Consider the following 14,927-nt stretch of genomic DNA (forward strand, 5'->3'; position numbering starts at 1 on the left):
CCCCAGTTAAGCCTTCAAGAAGAACAGCACCGCCATCACCAAACCAGTCAGCACAATGCCGGCGCGCAGCCACTGCGGCGCAATCTTGCGCGCCACGCGGGCGCCCAGGTAGCCGCCCAGGGTGGCGGCCACCATCATCAGCAAGGCGGGCTGCCATTGCACCAGGCCGCCAGCGGCATAGATGGCGACGGCAATGGCAGTGAGCAGCGCGGACACCAGGTTTTTGGTGCCATTCATCGCATGCAGGTTGGTTTGCCCCAGCAGCCCTAGCAAGGCCAGCAGCAAGATACCCAGCCCGCCATTGAAATAGCCGCCATAGACAGAGACGGCCAGCATGCCCAGGGCGGCCTTGCCGCGCGATGGCGTGGCGCCATGTTGGGCACCGGTGGCCCACCGACGCAGTTGCGGGCCAAAGGCAAACATGGCAGTGGCCGCCAGCAGCAGCCAGGGCACGATCTTGCGGAAAGCCGCCTCGGGCGTGACCAGCAGCAAGGCGGCACCTGCTGCGCCGCCCAGCAGCGCCAGCGCGATGACGGCGCGCATCGACAAGCCCGGCGGCGCCTGCATATCGTCTTTGAAGCCCCAGGCCCCCGCCGCGTAGCCCGGCAACAGTGCGACAGTGCCGGTCGCATTGGCCATTACGGGGGGCACGCCGGTAAAGACCAGCGCAGGCAGGGTCAAAAAGCTGCCGCCGCCGGCGACGGCATTGAGCGCGCCGGCCACAAAGGCGGCTGCGAGCAAGATGGGGGTGTCGAGCATGTCTCCTCCTGTTATGGGCCGGCGGTTGCGCTACGTCGCAGCCAGCACGGCCTTTGTGAGGAGGATTCTAGGTAGGAATGGCGCCGAAATACTGTTTGATTAGTCGCTCAAAAGTCAGCATTGCGTTGAGGCAGAAGCGCCCAATGGCCCGGTAGCGGGCCAAGGGCCTTACTTCTGGTAGGGGTCCGCAAATCCCAGTTCTTGCATGATGGCCGTCTCATAGGCTTCCATTTCTTCGGCATCCTGCTCGCCGGTTTCATGGTCCCAGCCCTGGGCGTGCAAGGTGCCATGCACCAGCAGGTGGGCATAGTGCTCTTGCAGCGATTTGTTCTGTTCCTGCGCCTCGCGCGCCACCACCGGGGCGCAGAGCACCAGGTCGGCCAGCACGCTGGGCTCCTGCTGGTAGTCAAAGGTCAGCACATTGGTGGCGTAGTCCTTTTGGCGGTACTCGCGGTTCAGCGCCTGGCCTTCTTCGGTATCGACAATGCGCACGGTGATCTCGGCATCATCGGCCAGCGCATGGCGAATCCAGCGCGTAACCTGGCCCCGGGGCAGGGCGGCGCGGTGCTCGGCCACGCCATCAAAACGGGCAAATTGCAGCGAGAGGGTGAGTTGGTTCAACGCCATATTGTTCTTTGTGTGGCAGTGTCGCGCCCGTGGGGAGCGCGGGGCAGAATCAGTCGTCGCGGTTGGTGCGGCGTTGTTTGTCGTAGGCATCCACAATGCGGCCCACCAGCGGGTGGCGCACCACGTCGGCGGTGGTAAAACGGTTCACCGCAATGCCCTTGACCCGCTTGAGCACCTGCTCGGCATCGATCAGGCCGCTCATCTGGCCCTTGGGCAGGTCGATCTGGCTTACATCGCCGGTGACCACAGCCTTGGCGCCAAAGCCGATGCGGGTGAGGAACATCTTCATCTGCTCGGGCGTGGTGTTCTGGGCCTCGTCCAGGATGATGAAGGCATTGTTGAGCGTGCGGCCGCGCATGAAGGCCAGCGGTGCGATCTCGATGGCATTGCGCTCAAAGGCTTTTTGCACCTTGTCGTAGCCCATCAGGTCATAGAGCGCGTCGTACAGCGGGCGCAGATAAGGGTCGACCTTCTGCGACAGATCGCCGGGCAAGAAGCCCAGGCGCTCGCCCGCTTCCACCGCCGGGCGGGTCAGCACAATGCGCTGCACCTGGCTGCGTTCGAGCGCATCCACCGCGCAGGCCACGGCCAGGTAGGTTTTGCCGGTGCCGGCCGGGCCAATGCCAAAGGTGATGTCGTGCGCGGCGATGTTTTCCAGATAGGTGTTCTGGTTGGGGGTGCGGGCCCGCAGATCGGCGCGGCGCGTGTTCAGCACAATGCCGTCTTCCGGTGCGGCCATCAGCTCGCTGTCACCGGCAAGCATCAGCTGGATCTGCTCTTCGCTGATAGGGCGGTCCGCCATCTCGTAGAGCGCTTGCAGCAGCTCCAGCGTATCGCCAGCCACGGCCTTGGGGCCGTCAATCTTGAACTGCTCGTGCCGGTGGGCGATCTTGATGCCCAGATGCGTCTCGATCTGGCGCAGATGCGCATCGGCCGGGCCGCAGAGGTTGGCAATGCGGTTGTTGTTGTGGGGCGTAAAAGTATGGCGCAGGATCACGCGGCAAATTCCAGTGAAAAATTCAGTATGCTTGCAGGCGGCAAGCGACGCACACAGGGCGGCCGCAGACAAGCTACAAGGAAAGACACAAATGATAGGCCGATTGAGCGGAACCCTGGTGGAAAAGAACCCACCCGAAGTATTGGTGGATTGCCATGGCGTGGGCTATGAGGTGCAGGTGCCCATGAGCACCTTCTACAACCTGCCAGCCCTTGGCGAAACCACAACGCTGCTGACGCAGTTTATCGTGCGTGAGGATGCGCAGCTGCTGTACGGGTTTGCCACGGCCCAGGAGCGCCAGACGTTTCGTGAGCTGATCAAGATCACCGGTGTGGGCCCGCGCACCGCGCTGTCCATCCTGAGCGGCATGGGCGTCGAGGACCTGGCCCAGGCCATCTCTTTGCAAGAGGCGGGGCGTTTGGTGAAGGTGCCCGGCATTGGGAAGAAGACCGCCGAGCGCCTGCTGCTGGAGCTCAAAGGCAAGCTGGGCGCCGATATGGGTGCCCGCACGGCGGCCACCAGCGATGCCCAAGTCGACATTTTGCAGGCGCTGATTGCGCTGGGTTACAGCGACAAGGATGCGGCCGCTGCCCTGAAGCTGTTACCTGCCGACATCAGCGTAACGGACGGTATCAAGCAGGCGCTGAAAGCGCTGGCAAAATAGCCCGCGCAGAGGCGGTCGGGCAGCAGCCCGGCCGGGTGAAACCATCAATACCACCTAACACGGAGTGGACGAATCCATGAAATATCCCAAGTATGCAGTGCCCGGTCTGTTGTGGACCACGGGCGTCGCGGCAGCCCTGGCTTTGGCGGGCTGCGGCGGCGGCTCTGGTTCCGACGATGACGATAACGGCGGTGCGACCCAACCCACGGCCTATATCCTGGACTCGGTCGTGCTGCCCGCATCGGCCATCAAATCGGCCGCAGTAGCGCCTGCATCCTTGGGGGCGTCGGTTCAGACCCGCTTTGTGGTGCTGCCCGAGCTGGAAGCGGAAAAGACCGTCGCCAGCGACAACGGCCCGGCACAGCAGATCGGCACGCAGCGCGCGGTGGCGGCCACCAGCACGGTGGCCCAGACCCAGTCGGCACTGCAGTGGAGCTCGCTGGCCAATGGCCAGCAAGTCGCGGCCATTAACATCCAGTCGACCGGTGCCTATGGCCTGCGCGCAGGCGTGTTGGTGGACAGCCTGCCCGATGGCGCGCAATTGCGCGTCTACAGCCAGGAGCACCCAAATGCCATCGTCGAGCGCAGCGGCGCGGAAGTGAACGCGCTGCTGGCGCAAAACCGCAAGGCGGGTGAGACTGGTGCAGCTGCCAATACTTGGTGGACGCCCGATGTAGGCGCAGGCGATACCACGGTCGAAGTGGTGCTGCCAGCCGGTACGGACGCTGATGCACTGCGTATCTCGATCCCCACGGTCTCGCACATCTACGTGAACCTGTCCTTGCCCACCGACGCCGAACTGGCAGAAACCGCCAAGGCAGACGCCGCCAAGGTCGATACCTCGGCAGCCTGCAACCTGGATGCCTCTTGCACCACCAGCTACCAGACCGAGCGCAATGCAGTTGCCCGCATGTCCTTTACGCGTTCCGATGGCGGCACCTACCTGTGCACCGGCACCTTGCTGAACAACACCAAGGGTGACTTCGCACCGTACTTCATCACCGGCAACCACTGCATCTCGACCCAGTCCTCGGCCTCGTCGATGCAGACGGCCTGGTTCTACCGCTCCAGCAGCTGCAACTCCGGCGTGCCCGGCTCCAATGCCGCGCTGCGCAATGCAGGCGCTACCCTGCTGTATGCAACCAGCTCCACCGACTCCTCGCTGCTTAAGCTCAACGAGATGCCACCCGTGGGCGTGACCCTGGCGGGCTGGGATGCACGCACTGCTGGCAAGGTGGGTGATGCGACCTATGGTTTGCACCACCCCGGTGGCAACCTGCTCAAGTACAGCGTGGGTTCGGTCGTGGGCTTCATGAACTGTACCGCTGGCAGTGGCACCTCTATCACCTGCAGCACCGGTGATTCGAACAGCGGCTTCTACAGCGTGCGCTGGAGCCAGGGCACGACCGAAGGCGGCAGCAGCGGCTCCTCGCTGTTCCGTGATGGCCGCGTCATTGGCAACCTGTACGGCGGTGGCGCCAGCTGCCAAGCGCCTAATGCATCCGACTACTACGGTCGTTTTGACAAGGTGTTCAGCGACCGCATCTGGAACTGGCTGGCCAGCTGATCGGCGCCAGACTGCATAGCGGCCTGGGTGCCGCCAGCGATCTTCTCCAAAAACCTGCCGGTAATACGGCAGGTTTTTTCGTCTGGACAGCCAGGGTTTCTGGAATATCACGTTAAATAGGTATTCGTCGATCTCGGCGATTTTATAAGTCTGGTGAATAATTTATGTTTACCGCTTTCGGTTGTAAATCAATATAGACTCATTTTTATTAATGTCAGTGATATATAAATTGGATGGATAAGTTTCTATTTGTGGGTGTGCGTTTATCCAGGGATGAGAGTCAATGCATCTTAGCGATGGTGTTGCTTGCGGTTGTTCTACTTACAGTATTTGAATGCTGTTTTGTTGAATTTTCATAAAAATAAAAAGGCAACTTGCAATTCGGCATTTTGCAGATATGGCCAACGGTATTAATCGGGAGCGAATTCACCATGAAACAGTCAAAGTATGCAATATCCAGCCTTTTGTGGATGGCGGGGGCAGCACTGGCTCAGCCCGCCACCTTTATCCTGGATTCAGTGGTATTGCCGGCATCGGCCACCAAAGCAGCCCAAGCTGCGCCGGTGCCTTTAGGTACTCTGGTGCTGCCGCATTTTGTCGTGCTGCCTGCGCTGGAAGAGGATCAAACTTTGTCCAGCGGAGATGCCTCTGGGCCAGCACTGCAAATAGGTACTGCACGCGCGGTAGCCGACACCAGCTCGGTGGAGCGAACCCGGTCAGCGCTGCAGTGGACAGCCTTGTCCAACGGCCAGCAAGTGGCGGCTATCAATATCCAGTCGACGGGCGCCTATGGCTTGCGTGCGGGCGTGCTGGTTGAGAGCCTGCCCGACGGGGGGCAATTGCGCATCTACAGCCAGGAGCGGCCCGATGCCATCGTTGAGTACAGTGGCAACAAGATCAATGCACTGCTGACGCAAAATGCGCAGGCGGGTGAGACTGGCATGGCCGCCAACACCTGGTGGACTCCGGACGTGGGCGCAGGCGATGCAACAGTTGAAGTGCTGTTGCCAGCGGGTACACCCACCGATGCATTGCGCATCTCGGTGCCTATGGTCTCGCACATCTTCCAGAATCTGCCGCTCCCAACTGATGCGGAATGGGCAGAAATGAGCGGGACAGATACCACCCAGGCGGGTCCGGCCGCCAGCTGCAACCTCGATGCCACCTGCAGCGATAACTACCAGACCGAGCGCAATGCGGTGGCCCGTATGTTGTACACCCGCTCAGATGGTTTGTCCTTTCTTTGCACCGGTACCTTGCTCAACAACAGCAAAGGGGAATTCATTCCCTACTTTCTGACAGCCAACCACTGTATTTCAGAGCAATCATCGGCGTCGTCTTTGCAGACCCGCTGGTTCTACCGCTCCAACAGCTGCAACTCTGAAGTGCCAAGCCGCAACAGTGTGCGGCGCAATGGAGGTGCTACTTTGCTGTTTGCCACGGACAAGACCGACTCGGCACTGCTCCGGCTCAACGAGATGCCACCTGCAGGCGTGACCCTGGCGGGTTGGCATGCCAGTGATGTACTTCCCATCGACGCACCAGTTTATGGTCTGCACCATCCACGCGGCGACTTGCTCAAATACAGCGTGGCAAAGGTCGCGGACTATACCGACTGTCGTATGAATACCCCCACCACCTTCAACTGCAATTTTGGACAGCCAAACGGCGGGTTTTACAGCGTGCGCATGAGCGAGGGTACGACCGAGGGGGGCAGCAGTGGCTCGGCGCTGTTCCGAGATGGCCGTGTAGTGGGCACGCTTTATGGCGGGAGCCATAGCTGCACGGTGACGGACGGCAATACCACTTACGGCCGCTTTGACCGGTTTTTTGCGGAAGGCGCCTCTCGCTGGCTGGCACCGCCAACAGAGCCGATGAGGCCTTGACGGTGGAGATAGTGCCGCGACCCAACTGAAGCCTGCTCTAAGGGTTAGGCCACTGACAACCTGCCTCTTCATCGGCAGGTTTTTTTCATATTGTCACGGCGTTCAAGAATGTATGTCCGTGGTGCCATCGATAAACCATGCGCTCCGCCGTCTGGCTCTGAACTATCAATGGTTATGCAAATTTCTGCAGAGCAAGCATCACTCAAATATATGGCTTTCATGTGCGTTGGATTCCAATGATGAAATAAAAAATCAAATCGATGGATAGGTTTCTTTTTGTGATCTGGTGCTTTCGTTGAATAGGCGTAGCGATGGGTTGTTGGGGTTACGCGTTGATGTTTGAATTACGCTTGTGGTCATTGATATTGGTTGCTGCTGGGAGAATAAAAAAGCAAACCGCAATTCGGCTGTTTGCAGTATTTGGATAGTATTTGATTTGGGAGTGACTCAGCATGAAATACGCAAAATATGCAGTGCTCGGCCTGCTATGGATGGCGGGTGCCGCAGTAGCCCAGCCCTCAACCCTTAGTTTGGATTCTGTCGTGTTGCCCGCATCGGCTGTCAAGGCGCAAGCCCTTGCACCTCTACCTCTTGACGTGCCGGTGCAGACGCATTTTGTGCAGCTCCCTGAACTGGCGCTTGAAAAAGCCTTGACCAGTGATGAATCGGCTGGACCGGCGCAGAAAATTGGACTGTCACGCGCAGTGGCCGCTACCCGTACGGTGGCGCAAACCCAGTCGGCGCTGCAGTGGACGGACTTGCCCACGGGTGGGCAGGCGGCGGCCATCAATATCCAGTCCCCGGGCGCTTACGGCTTGCGCGCGGGTGTACTGGTCGAGAGCCTGCCCGATGGTGCGCAGCTGCGTATCTACAGCCAGGAGCGTCCCGATGCCATCGTGGAGCGCAGTGGCGCCGAGATCAATGCGCTACTCGCTCAGAATGAAAGCGCGGGGGAGATCGCTGCGGCTGCCCGCACCTGGTGGACGCCCGATGTGGGCGCCGGTGATGCCACGCTGGAAGTGGTGCTGCCAGCCGGTACCGCGGTAGATGCATTGCGCATCTCGATCCCCATGGTTTCGCACATTTACCAGAACCTCTCCTTGCCTACCGACAAGGAGCTGGCAGAAGCGTTCAGGGCCGAGGCCACTATGGCCGATGACCCGGCGAGCTGCATTACGGATGCCTCCTGTACCGACCATTACCGCAGCACGCGCGATGCGGTAGCCCGCATGATGTACACGCGCTCGAACGGCGAGTCCTATCTGTGTACTGGTACGCTGGTGAACAACACCAAGGATGCATTCACACCCTATTTTCTGACGGCCCATCACTGCCTATTTCTCCAGTCAGCAGCATCGACGTTGCAGACAACCTGGTTCTACCGATCCAGCCGTTGTGATTCCAATATCCCGGGAGCGAATACTGCAATACGCAGTGCCGGTGCGACGCTGCTCTATGCCGACAAGACGACCGATACGTCACTGCTCAAGCTCAACGAGATGCCGCCAGCGGGTGTTACCTTTGCCGGCTGGGATGCGAGCACGCCGGGCCAAACGGCTGATGCGGTCTACGGCCTGCATCACCCCGCCGGCAGCTTGCTCAAGCTCAGCACGGGCGAGGTATCGGGTTATGGCAGTTGCTATTCCGATGGCGGCGTGATTGTTGAATGTGGAGAGGGCGATTCGGAGGGCGATTTCTACAGCGTGCGATGGAGCCAGGGCATCACCATGGCCGGTAGCGGTGGATCCGCCTTGTTTCGAAACCACCGCCTGATCGGGACGCTGTGGGGCGGCGCATCAACCTGCGAGGCGCCCGTGTTTACCCAATACTACGGTCGATTTGACAAGGTATTTAATGCCAGCCTCTGGCACTGGCTGGCCAATAACGACTGACATGCGCTGGCCTATCGCCACAACCCTCGTCCATCTCCTTGAAAACCTGTCCATTGGGGGCAGGTTTTTTTTCGTCATCGACGCGAAAAAGAGCGGCATGCCAATTGGAGCATGGATCTAGAGCCTGCCAAGTTTAGTCGTGCGGGGAAAGTGGCAGCCAAATCCCTGAGTGGCATAGTCAGACCTCGAAATCTGTTGTTTTTAAAATGGAGTGGGTGAATTTTTGAATAAGTTTGGGCGTGGGGTGGGGATTGATCTATTTAAAAATATAAAACTACAAACATTAAATATCATTAATGGATGAGTTTCTTTTTGTGGGTTTATTTTCTCTTCGGTGTGTGGGAGGTTGCGGGCTTCTCGATGCTTACCTCGAGATATGGAATTTACTATTATATTCGTCCGTATTGGAGCTTCCTCGGAGAATGAAAAAGCAAACTGCAATTCGGCAGTTTGCTGTATCTAAATCGCATTTGATTCGGGAGTGACTTAGCATGAAATACGCAAAATATGCAGTGCCCAGTCTGTTATGGGGTGCGGGCGTAGCAGCGGTCCTGGCGTTGTCAGGCTGCGGAGGCGGCGATGACGACGGGCGGGATAAGCCGGTCATTGATATCAAGGACCCCGTGGTATTGCCGGCCTCGGCGGTCAAGGCGACCCCTCCTGCGCCGCAGCCTCTGGGGATTCCGCTGCAGACCCATTTTGTGGTCTTGCCCGAGCCAGACTTGGAGAAGACCCTGGCCAGCGAGACTGCCATGGGCACGGCGCAGCAGATTGGGACCGGCCGCGCCGTGGCGGCCACCAGCACTGTGGCGCAAACCCAGTCGGCCTTGCAGTGGACGGCGCTGCCCTCGGGCGAGAAGGCCGCTGCGATCAATATCCAGTCGATCGGTGCCTATGGATTGCGTGCCGGCGTCCTGGTCGAGCGTTTGCCCGATGGGGCGCGGCTGCGCATCTACAGCCAGGAAAAGCCCCAAGCCATCATGGAGCGCAGTGCTGCTGAAGTGAACGCACTTCTGGCGGAGAACCGCAGGGCGGATGGGACAGGCGCAAGCGCCAACACCTGGTGGACACCGGATGTCGGCGCCGGTGATGCCACCCTGGAGGTGGTGTTGCCTGCCGGCATGGATGCGGAGGCATTGCGCATCTCGGTCCCGATGGTCTCGCACCTCTACCGCAGCCTGTCCCTGCCCACTGAGGCCGAGTTGGCCGATGCGATCCGCATGGATGCGATGCAGGCTGCGGCAAGCAAGGCCGGAAACGCGGCAAGCTGCAACCTGGATGCTTCTTGCACCAGCAACTACCGCACTGCGCGCGATGCGGTCGCCCGCATGATGTTCACCCGCCCGGACGGCAGCTCCCATCTGTGTACCGGTACCCTGCTCAACAACAACAAGGATGACTTCACGCCGTACTTCCTGACGGCCGACCACTGCATCTCGACCCAGGAGGTGGCATCGACCTTGGTGACCACCTGGTTCTACCGGGCACGCAGCTGCAACGCGACGGTTCCGGCGCTGAATTCCATGGTGCGCAGTGATGGCGCAATGCTGCTGCATGCCAGCACCACGACCGATTCGGCATTGCTGGAACTCAAACAGTTGCCGCCGGCTGGGGTGACCTTTGCGGGATGGGATGCGCGCGCCCCAGGTCAAGTGGGGGATGCCGTCTATGGCCTGCACCATCCCCAGGGTGACTTGCTCAAGTACAGCGTGGGCAGCGTGACGGGCTATAGCAATTGCGGCTCCAGCGGCAGCAATGCGCCCGGCTGCAACACTGGGGGTGCGTCCAATACCGCCTACTACCACGTGCGCTTTGGGCAGGGCACCGCAGAGGGTGGCAGCAGCGGTTCTGGGCTGTTTCGCAATGATCGCTTGATTGCCACGCTCAGGGGCGGCCGAGGCATCTGCCTGGCGTCGACTATTTATACCTACGGTCGGTTTGACAAGGTGTTCAACGACCATATCTGGCGCTGGTTGGCTGGCCACGATTGAGGTGCGCGATGCCGGCTGGGCGACCCAAGGCCTGTGCACAGGCCTTTTTTGCTTTTGGTTAACAAATATTTTGTTTTTGTACTAGTTCATAGACTTGTTTGATGTGACTGACTGCTCTAGATTGGCTTTCTTCGATCGGTAGTTTGTATTGATCGAAGCTGCTTTTCTTGTGGCAACCGCGGGGAGTCCATCATGTCTTGTCGCAATGTGTCCAGTTCGGGGTCGGCGCTTTGGGGTCACTGGCTGCGGCTGGTGTCGGTGCTGGTGGTTGCAGGGGGATGCGGCTTGGTACATGCCGCTTGGCAAGTGGAGGCGCGCAGAATGCCGGCCAGCCCAAGCGCGCTGAGCGCCAAGGATGCGCTGACACTCTCGAGCAGCGCTGTCGTTCCCATCGCACTGCCGCCCTGGGAGAACAGCAAGGAAGCCCTGGCCCCAGACGAGGGCGGCGTGCGCCAGATTGGCGTGGCGCGCGTGCTGGAAACCATGGCCAGCGCCGACAAGGTGGCGCAGTTGCTGCAATGGCAGACCCTGCCATCGGGCCAGCAGGTGGCCGCGCTGCAATGGCTGGCGGCCGATGCCTATGGCCTGCGTTTAGGCTTGGAGTTTGCGGCACTTCCCGCGATGGCAGTGTTCCGGGTGTACGCATCGCCCGAAGCATCCATCAGCTACGAAGTGACCGGCGCTGCGCTGCTGGAGCGCTTGGTGGTGAATGGGCAGACCGGTACGCGCACCTGGTGGACGCCCGATGTTGGCCCCACGCCGGTGCTGGAGATCTTGCTGCCTAGCGCAGTGGCCACCAGCAGCCTGCAATGGGCGATGCCCCAGCTCTCGCAGATTGTGGTGGCGCCCAGCGAGGCCGAACAGACGAAGGCGGCGGATGTGGCCGTACTGTCCGAGAAACGCCTGTCCAACGGCTGTCAGCAGGATGTGAACTGCCAAACCGCCTTGCTGGATCAGCGCGATGCCATTATCCGCATGGTGTATGTGAGCCAGGCCCGCACTTTCCAGTGCACCGGGACCTTGCTCAACAACCCCCGCGAAGACCTGACCCCCTATGTGCTGACCGCTGCGCATTGTGTACGCGACCAGGCGACCGCGTCGACCTTGCAGACCTCCTGGTTTTACTACTCGCAGTCCTGCAACAGCCTGCAGTTGTTTGCCGGCCATGCAGAGCGTTACAGCGCGGCGCGTTGGCTGGCCACCAGCATCGGCAACGACATGACCTTGCTGCAGTTGGACGAAGCACCGCCAGCGGGCGCGTTGTTTGCCGGCTGGGATGCTTCTACCCAAGCCCTAGGCGTTCCGGTGGCGGGGTTGCACCATCCTCGCGGGGATTTGATGATGCTGTCTTCGGGCAAGCTGCAGGAGGATGCCAGTTGCCATGTGGACTATGTGGGCCGCACCTTGGATTGCGAACCACAGGCCCAGCCAAGTGGCGGCTTTTACCGCGTGCTGTGGAGCCAGGGCGGCGTTGAAGGAGGCTCCAGCGGTTCCGCACTGTTTGTCAATGGCCGGGTCACCGGCACGCTGACGGGCGGCGACAACGTTTGCCCGGCCAAGGATGGTCTTGTGGTCTATGGCCGCCTGGATCAGGCACTGCCCAATTTTGCGGCCTGGCTGGGAGCGGAAGTTGCCGTGAACAGCGATCTGCACATGCCCGTCTACCGTTTCCAGGTGCTGCGCTCGGGAGGAGAGTTTTATACAGTGTCGGTGCAGGAGCGCGACACGGTGATTGCGGCGTTCCCGAATGACCTGGTCTTTGACGGCATCGCCTTCTATGCTGCGGACCGTGCGCATGACCGCCTCATGCCCGTCCACCGCTACTTCAACCCGGAGGTGCTCGCTCATTTCTATACGATCAGCGACGCCGAGCGGCAATTTGTACAGACCTACCATCCCACTTGGAACTACGACGGCATTGCCTGGTGGTCGCCTGCGCAGCCGGGCGACGGGGTGGAGCCGGTCTACCGCGCCTACCAGTATGTGCCTGGTGTGCACCACTACAGCGTGCAAACCCAGGCCAGCGAGCGGTGGCGGGCCGATGCGGGGCTGTTGTATGACGGACTGGCTTATTATGTGTGGGATGCGCCTTAGTGATGTCTGTGAACCACTCCCTGGCCATGCCCGCACTGACCCATGACCATCCATACCGATACCTTCGCCACCGCCCCTGCGCCCGTCCCCCGTCCTGACAACCGCGTCATTTCCGCGAGCCAATCCTCGCCGCAGGAGGATGTGCTGGAGCGCGCGCTGCGTCCCAAGCAGCTCGACGAGTATGTCGGCCAGGTCAAGGCACGTGAGCAGCTGGAGATCTTTATCGGTGCTGCCAAAAAGCGCGGCGAGGCGCTGGACCATGTGCTGCTGTTCGGCCCCCCGGGCCTGGGCAAGACAACGCTCTCGCACATCATTGCCTCGGAGTTGGGTGTGAACCTGCGCCAGACCAGCGGCCCGGTGCTGGAAAAACCCAAGGACCTGGCCGCGCTGCTGACCAACCTGGAGCGCAATGATGTGCTCTTTATCGACGAGATCCACCGCCTCTCGCCGGTGGTCGAAGAAATCCTGTATCCGGCGCTGGAGGACTACCAGATCGACATCATGATCGGCGAAGGACCAGCGGCGCGCTCCATCAAGCTGGATCTGCAGCCCTTTACCCTGGTGGGCGCCACCACCCGCGCCGGCATGCTGACCAACCCGCTGCGCGACCGCTTTGGCATCGTGGCGCGCCTGGAGTTCTACACCACTGAAGAGCTCACCAGGATCGTGATGCGCAGCGCAGGTCTGCTGAGCACACCCATCGATGACGAAGGCGGGTTGGAGATTGCCCGCCGCTCACGCGGCACGCCGCGCATTGCCAACCGCCTGCTGCGCCGGGTGCGCGATTATGCCGACGTCAAAGGCAATGGCCGCATCACGCAGGACATGGCATGCCGCGCGCTCGCGATGCTGGATGTGGACCCTCTGGGCTTTGACATCATGGACCGCAAGCTGCTGGAGGCGGTCGTGCACCGTTTTGATGGTGGGCCAGTGGGCCTGGACAATATTGCCGCCAGCATTGGCGAGGAGCCAGGCACGATCGAAGATGTGATCGAGCCGTATTTGATTCAACAGGGCTTTTTGCAGCGCACGCCGCGGGGCCGTATCGCGACCCAGGCGGCTTACCGCCATTTGGGGCTGGTAGGCGGCGGGCCCGGGCAAGCAGCGCTGGTCTAGGGCATTCAAGCCAAGCACTGGGGGCGTGGGTTTAGGCGACTGGCCATAGCGCCTAGCCGGGCGCCGAGCGGGGAAAGTGTAGATGGCGGCCGGTCCAAGCTGGGGCTGGCTGCCCCGCTTGCTCAGACTCAAGCGGCCTTGGCGGCGCGCTTGTTGGGGGGCGATTCGTTGCCCATTTTCTCGCAGAGGTAGTCCCAGCACTCTTGCACGATGGCGCGGCGGCTGCCATTGGCAGAACGCGTCATCAGGCAGATGCGCCGAGACAGCAGCGGGCCTTTGAGCGGCACGGTGACCCAGTCATCGCTCTGGTGCCCCTGTGTGTACAGGCGCGAGAGCAGGCCAATGCGCAGGCCGCTTTGCACCAGTGCGTACAGCGATTCGGTATAGCTCAGGGTTTCGGTGTGGCTGGTGCCCACGCCTTGCTGCTCAAGCACCGAGACAATCATCTCGTAGGTGCTGCCGCGCGAGAGCACCACCAGCGGCTCGTCGCTCAGGTCGGACCAGCGCAGATCGGTTTTTTGCGCCAGGCGGTGCTTGGCGGGGATCACGGCCATGACCTCGTCTTCGGTCACGAACTGCGTCTCTACTGACGGCGGCACGGTGAACTCCAAGCCCAGGCCGATGTCCGAGCTGCCATTGGCGACGGAGGCCAGCAGGTCGTCATTGCGCATGTCATGCAGCTGCAGGTCCACCATCGGGTGGGATTGCTGCCAGCTGGCCAGCCACGGCGCCAGCAGGTGGGTGGTGGAGGGGATGCAGCTGATGCGCACGGTATCGGCCTGGTACTTGAGTAACTGCTGCAAATCCTGCACGCCTTGCACAAAGTTGTTGATCATCCATTCGACCTGCGGTCGCACGGCTTCGCCTGCGGATGTCAGGCGGACATGGTGGGTGCTGCGGTCAAACAGCGCGGTACCCAGCAGTGTCTCCAGCTCGCGGATGGCCGAAGACAGAGCGGGCTGGCTCATGGACAGGGCCTGCGCGGCACGGCTGAAACTGCGGTGCGTAGCCACTTCCTTGAAGCAGCTCAGCTGCCGGAGGGAGGGCGTTGGCAGGGGTTTACGGGTCAGCTCGGCTTCTGGCATATAACGGTCAATACCTTTTTAGTAATCGAACAGAGGAGTCATTGAACTCGTCTATAGATGGTCGCACTACTATTAATAATGATCAAGCAATTAGTGAATTCTAAAAGTAATTAAATGTCACTTGATCACCAAGGGTTGGAGTGAACGCTGACATACCTTGGTATTTTATCGGCTCTATGAGGCATTGCATTTCATTTGTTTATGTCATCGCCGGCGGCTCAGGGCGACAAAGGAGAGGCGGGCAGGCGG

Annotated in this window: 11 protein-coding genes; 7 read left to right on the plus strand and 4 right to left on the minus strand. The window is 60.5% G+C overall.

All coding sequences use genetic code 11. The features are described from left to right. Positions 1 to 6: 6 nt before the first annotated feature. The 3 genes from HS961_RS04985 to HS961_RS04995 all read right to left on the minus strand — a co-directional run bounded on the left by HS961_RS04985 (position 7) and on the right by HS961_RS04995 (position 2,383). Complete coding sequence (locus tag HS961_RS04985; protein ID WP_182326653.1) at positions 7 to 759, minus strand: sulfite exporter TauE/SafE family protein; 753 nt, start codon at positions 757 to 759, stop codon at positions 7 to 9. A gap of 168 nt (positions 760 to 927) precedes the next feature. Beyond that, entirely contained in the window at positions 928 to 1,386 is a 459-nt protein-coding gene (ybeY, locus tag HS961_RS04990) for an rRNA maturation RNase YbeY (protein ID WP_182326654.1), read from the minus strand. 49 nt (positions 1,387 to 1,435) lie between these two features. Further along, on the minus strand, positions 1,436 to 2,383 hold the full coding sequence (locus HS961_RS04995) for a PhoH family protein (RefSeq protein ID WP_182326655.1): 948 nt from the start codon (positions 2,381 to 2,383) through the stop codon (positions 1,436 to 1,438). Positions 2,384 to 2,474: 91 nt separating this feature from the next. Between HS961_RS04995 and ruvA the strand changes: the two genes are divergently transcribed. The 7 genes from ruvA to ruvB all read left to right on the plus strand — a co-directional run bounded on the left by ruvA (position 2,475) and on the right by ruvB (position 13,593). Further along, a complete protein-coding gene (gene ruvA / locus HS961_RS05000; protein WP_182326656.1) occupies positions 2,475 to 3,047 on the plus strand; it encodes a Holliday junction branch migration protein RuvA in 573 nt (190 codons plus the stop codon). A gap of 76 nt (positions 3,048 to 3,123) precedes the next feature. After that, positions 3,124 to 4,614, plus strand: coding sequence for a trypsin-like peptidase domain-containing protein (locus HS961_RS05005; RefSeq protein ID WP_182326657.1), 1,491 nt, complete (start codon positions 3,124 to 3,126; stop codon positions 4,612 to 4,614). A gap of 374 nt (positions 4,615 to 4,988) precedes the next feature. Then, positions 4,989 to 6,500, plus strand: a complete 1,512-nt coding sequence (locus HS961_RS05010) for a trypsin-like serine peptidase (protein ID WP_182326658.1) — start codon at positions 4,989 to 4,991, stop codon at positions 6,498 to 6,500. A gap of 452 nt (positions 6,501 to 6,952) precedes the next feature. Next, positions 6,953 to 8,392 (plus strand): trypsin-like serine peptidase, encoded by a 1,440-nt coding sequence (locus tag HS961_RS05015; RefSeq protein WP_182326659.1) that lies wholly within the window; start codon positions 6,953 to 6,955, stop codon positions 8,390 to 8,392. A gap of 491 nt (positions 8,393 to 8,883) precedes the next feature. Continuing rightward, positions 8,884 to 10,383 carry a trypsin-like serine peptidase gene (locus HS961_RS05020; protein WP_182326660.1) on the plus strand — a complete coding sequence of 500 codons (1,500 nt, stop codon included), beginning with the start codon at positions 8,884 to 8,886 and terminating at the stop codon, positions 10,381 to 10,383. Between the two features lie 321 nt (positions 10,384 to 10,704). Further along, positions 10,705 to 12,477, plus strand: a complete 1,773-nt coding sequence (locus tag HS961_RS05025; RefSeq protein WP_182326661.1) for a trypsin-like peptidase domain-containing protein — start codon at positions 10,705 to 10,707, stop codon at positions 12,475 to 12,477. A gap of 42 nt (positions 12,478 to 12,519) precedes the next feature. Continuing rightward, complete coding sequence (gene ruvB / locus HS961_RS05030) at positions 12,520 to 13,593, plus strand: Holliday junction branch migration DNA helicase RuvB (protein WP_182326662.1); 1,074 nt, start codon at positions 12,520 to 12,522, stop codon at positions 13,591 to 13,593. Positions 13,594 to 13,721: 128 nt separating this feature from the next. On the opposite strand, the gene HS961_RS05035 is transcribed toward ruvB, so the two are convergent. After that, positions 13,722 to 14,678 (minus strand): LysR family transcriptional regulator, encoded by a 957-nt coding sequence (locus HS961_RS05035; protein ID WP_182326663.1) that lies wholly within the window; start codon positions 14,676 to 14,678, stop codon positions 13,722 to 13,724. Positions 14,679 to 14,927: the final 249 nt, after the last annotated feature.

Source organism: Comamonas piscis (genome assembly GCF_014109725.1).
Classification (GTDB): Bacteria; Pseudomonadota; Gammaproteobacteria; order Burkholderiales; family Burkholderiaceae_C; genus Comamonas; species Comamonas piscis.

Excerpts from the sequence above, each read along its gene's own strand:
- HS961_RS04985 (WP_182326653.1), bottom strand. The coding sequence starts at position 759 with ATGCTCGACACCCCCATCTTGCTCGCAGCCGCCTTTGTGGCCGGCGCG.
- ybeY (WP_182326654.1), bottom strand. The coding sequence starts at position 1,386 with ATGGCGTTGAACCAACTCACCCTCTCGCTGCAATTTGCCCGTTTTGAT.
- ruvA (WP_182326656.1), top strand. The coding sequence starts at position 2,475 with ATGATAGGCCGATTGAGCGGAACCCTGGTGGAAAAGAACCCACCCGAA.
- HS961_RS05005 (WP_182326657.1), top strand. The coding sequence starts at position 3,124 with ATGAAATATCCCAAGTATGCAGTGCCCGGTCTGTTGTGGACCACGGGC.
- HS961_RS05015 (WP_182326659.1), top strand. The coding sequence starts at position 6,953 with ATGAAATACGCAAAATATGCAGTGCTCGGCCTGCTATGGATGGCGGGT.
- HS961_RS05020 (WP_182326660.1), top strand. The coding sequence starts at position 8,884 with ATGAAATACGCAAAATATGCAGTGCCCAGTCTGTTATGGGGTGCGGGC.
- HS961_RS05025 (WP_182326661.1), top strand. The coding sequence starts at position 10,705 with ATGCCGGCCAGCCCAAGCGCGCTGAGCGCCAAGGATGCGCTGACACTC.
- ruvB (WP_182326662.1), top strand. The coding sequence starts at position 12,520 with ATGACCATCCATACCGATACCTTCGCCACCGCCCCTGCGCCCGTCCCC.
- HS961_RS05035 (WP_182326663.1), bottom strand. The coding sequence starts at position 14,678 with ATGCCAGAAGCCGAGCTGACCCGTAAACCCCTGCCAACGCCCTCCCTC.